At 27.7% G+C, this 3,518-nt stretch carries 4 protein-coding genes; 1 reads left to right on the top strand and 3 read right to left on the bottom strand.

Going from position 1 to position 3,518, the window contains the following annotated elements; all coding sequences use genetic code 11:
- Nucleotides 1–156: 156 nt before the first annotated feature.
- The 3 genes from B5E87_RS14620 to B5E87_RS14635 all read right to left on the bottom strand — a co-directional run bounded on the left by B5E87_RS14620 (nucleotide 157) and on the right by B5E87_RS14635 (nucleotide 2,617).
- Complete coding sequence (locus tag B5E87_RS14620) at nucleotides 157–363, bottom strand: hypothetical protein (RefSeq protein ID WP_087246134.1); 207 nt, start codon at nucleotides 361–363, stop codon at nucleotides 157–159.
- Between the two features lie 594 nt (nucleotides 364–957).
- Nucleotides 958–1,983, bottom strand: a complete 1,026-nt coding sequence (locus tag B5E87_RS14630; protein ID WP_087246136.1) for a zinc-dependent alcohol dehydrogenase — start codon at nucleotides 1,981–1,983, stop codon at nucleotides 958–960.
- A gap of 82 nt (nucleotides 1,984–2,065) precedes the next feature.
- Nucleotides 2,066–2,617 carry a TetR/AcrR family transcriptional regulator gene (locus B5E87_RS14635; protein ID WP_087246138.1) on the bottom strand — a complete coding sequence of 184 codons (552 nt, stop codon included), beginning with the start codon at nucleotides 2,615–2,617 and terminating at the stop codon, nucleotides 2,066–2,068.
- Between the two features lie 581 nt (nucleotides 2,618–3,198).
- On the opposite strand from B5E87_RS14635, the gene B5E87_RS14640 reads away from it, so the two are divergent.
- A partial coding sequence (locus tag B5E87_RS14640; protein ID WP_143746917.1) for a helix-turn-helix domain-containing protein occupies nucleotides 3,199–3,518 on the top strand: 320 nt, incomplete at its 3' end.

Here is a 3,518-nt window from a genome sequence, read left to right on the forward strand (position 1 = left end):
CGTTTTTGCATGCAGAAAAATAGAGTAATGCTGGTGCATTACTTTTTATTTGCTCATTGTTAATATTTGCTTTAAGCATTTATCAACCAAACGAAACCAAATTCCTATAATATAAAAAATAGGCGATAGATTCTTTATTTTTCTATCGCCTCATTATTATTCTTTTGAAATATTTTTAAGTTCTTTAATCCAGTCCATACCTTTTTGAATCACTTTCCAATAAAATAATCCTAGACCCCAAATCAAAACAAACGCACCACTATAAATAAAAACTACTGAAAATGAAGAAATAGCATATTCAGCTAATGAACCACCTAAAATCATTAAAACCCCTAGCCCAAAAATTTCTATTAACTTTTTCATAAAAATCTTCTCCTCTTATATATCATAACATAAAAATATGTAGAGTTTATGAATGTTTTTGAGATTTCATTTCTCTCCATTCATCTTCTAAAATAGACATTAAAATATCATCAGCGTATTGATCTCCATCTTTGATAGCATCTCTTAATACACCCTCATGTTTAAAGCCTACTTTTTCATAAGTATGAATAGCTCTTTGGTTGAAGACAAAGACATCTAAAGAAACATGATGTCATTTTAAAATAACACTTTTTCAATAATATGCTCCCTTTAATCAAAGAAAATAAAATCATAATGATCTTTTGCTTCTACAAAGCGAATAACTTCATCACGCTTATAAGATGATGGGCTCTCAATAAATTTTATAATTTATAAACCCCATATTTTTTATAAAGTCTTGCTCTTTTCAGTTTATTCAATATTCATTTTTTATTGTACAATGACTCTTTGTAAATGAGGAATTATGAGCATGCTTTTTTATTTGAAATATTTTCTTCATTTTCAATATGATATTCTATATATGAATTTGTAAAAGAAAACCCATATGATATTTTCACATGGGTCAAAATTATTATTTATTTGTATAAGATTATTTTATAGTTCGTAATCAATAATAACTTTAATTCCTTGTCCTGAAGCCGCAAATTCTAATGCTTTACTGATATCTTCCTGTTTAAATTTATGTGTCACCATAATAGAAGCAATTGGCGTTTTTTTATTTAATATATGATCAATAACTTCAACAATTGTCTCATGCGTATAACCTTGAGAACCATAAATAATTGGTTGGGCTGCAATAAAAGGTCTTCCTTCTAATTCAACCTTTTGGAATACTGAGATTATTGCATATTTTGTATGATTTCTCGCATAATTAAATACTTCTGATAATAATGGTGGAGCTCCTGCTGCGTCTACATACATATCCACATCAGGAATTGGATCATAACTTGGATAAGTACCAAAAATCTCTATTAATTTATCCTTCAAATTTTCAGTAGAGGTATTAATTGTTTTTACTCCTAATAATGCTGCTTTGGATAATCTCAATTCATTTCTATCTACGACAACAACATTTTTTATACCTCTTCCAAGCAATCCCGCAGTAGCCCCTAATCCAATAGGACCTGCACCTAGCACAACAATCTTGTCGTCAAGTTTAGGATTAAATGCTAATGCTCCTTGGGCTCCAACAGACATTGGTTCAATAATAACCGCTTGATCTAAATCGACATCATCATCAAGTGGGTATAGATTCACACCAATTTTTGCATTTTGTACCAAAGCATATTCAGAAAATGCCCCTGCCATAGTTGAACCAGCAACTCCATATGGTTGACTCATGACAGGATCAACAAATACTTTTTCTTCTAATTTAATATCATCAGATACATTTTTTCCTTTTTCGACAACAATACCTACAAACTCATGCCCAAATTGTGATCCGGGAAATACACCATAGTTTTCACCACCATGATAATAGATACCAACATCAGAACCACAGATTCCAGCTCTTAACACTTTCACAAGAACATCATTTTCTTTGACTTCTGGAATAGGTCTCTCTTCAACAGTCACATTTTGAACAGAATTATAAATTGCACATTTCATCATTTTTGTCATAAAAACATCCTCCTTAAAAATATTTTAACAAAATAGATTAAGTGTTCAATTTACATTTTCTATAAAATGTGTAATATCAAGACTACCAGTTTGTTTTTTTATTAATGATAGACTCATGCATATTTTCGTAATTTTTATGTGAATCAAGATAGACTTCAGTCATAAATTCAGGTGATTCTACCATCCCATTATTTAACCATTTCTTGAGAAGCATCACTTGAGTAGAAGCATATTTATATGATAAATAATCTAATTTGATTTGATTTTGAATAATATCTTTATATAAATAAGAAAATACTATTTGATTTCTTTCAATAATTGTATCAAATAAAGAATTTTGTTCATCATCTTTTATAGCAACGATGAAAAAGTTTTTGTTTTTAAAAAAAGCTTTATAAATCTCTGTAATAAACATTTCTGTAGTCATTTTTTTATCAAAACATTCTTTAATTGTACTTTCTATAGTCTCAATATATATATCTTCTGTTATAGATTGTCGATCTGCATAATAATTATAGAAAGAACGTCTTGATATTTTGGCTCTTTTTACAATATCTTTGACAGAGATTTTAACTGTTTGTTTTTCAATGACCAATGCAATAAAAGCATCTTTAATTTTTTCTTTTGTTGTCATATATAATCATCCTATATTTCATTATTACTATTTTTCTATTTTCATCATATAAATTATTTTAAAAGAATATTTTGGATAAATTCCAGTTAAAGAACTTTTTCATCTCATCTTACTAAAACTATATTCCTTAAGACAAAACTATCTAAAGTTTTAAGATGTTTTTTTAGTTAAGTCAACAGCAATTCATAAAACATCATTGATTAATTGTTTTTCTATCTCATCAATCATGAAGCTTCTCTTTTTAAAAATTCAATTTCATTATATGATTATATTATTTTTTAAAGAGAAGAATAATATAAATTGATAAAAAAATAGAAATCAAATGAAAAGATAGTTAGAAATACCTATTGTATTGTCGCTAATTATACATAGTATTTATATATTTATCTTTCTATATAACTACTATTTTAACACTATTCTCAAATTCCATAAATATAAAAAGCATTTTTATTCATTGTTTATATATTCTTGGTTAATTGTAAAAGTAAATTCTACTTTAAAAAATAAAGTGGAATTTAGTCTTACGAATTTTCTTGTTATATGTTATTGATTATTTGTTCCTCATTTTCTGGATTAATGATATGAATGAAAATATTTCTAAAAACAAACATATGACCGCTGATCAACGTAATGAGATTTTTACCATGCTAGAAAATGGTGATTCCGTTTCTAAAATTGCTTCAGCTATTTCAAAAGATAAATCTACTGTTTCCAAAGAAATCAGGAAACATAGAATTGAACAGAGAATTTCCAATACCCTTAGTAAAAATGGCACCTGTGCTCATGTTAAAAGCTGCACGCATACTCATTTATGCACTCATGTCAAATGCAATCTCAAGTTTTGTAAAAAGTGTGACATCTGTCAAAGCGTTTGTCCTGATTTTGAGCTCTATATATGCAA

This window comes from Massilimicrobiota sp. An142, from assembly GCF_002160725.1.
In the GTDB taxonomy this organism is placed as follows: domain Bacteria; phylum Bacillota_I; class Bacilli_A; order Erysipelotrichales; family Coprobacillaceae; genus Allocoprobacillus; species Allocoprobacillus merdigallinarum.

Excerpts from the sequence above, each read along its gene's own strand:
- B5E87_RS14620 (WP_087246134.1), bottom strand. The coding sequence starts at position 363 with ATGAAAAAGTTAATAGAAATTTTTGGGCTAGGGGTTTTAATGATTTTA.
- B5E87_RS14630 (WP_087246136.1), bottom strand. The coding sequence starts at position 1,983 with ATGACAAAAATGATGAAATGTGCAATTTATAATTCTGTTCAAAATGTG.
- B5E87_RS14635 (WP_087246138.1), bottom strand. The coding sequence starts at position 2,617 with ATGACAACAAAAGAAAAAATTAAAGATGCTTTTATTGCATTGGTCATT.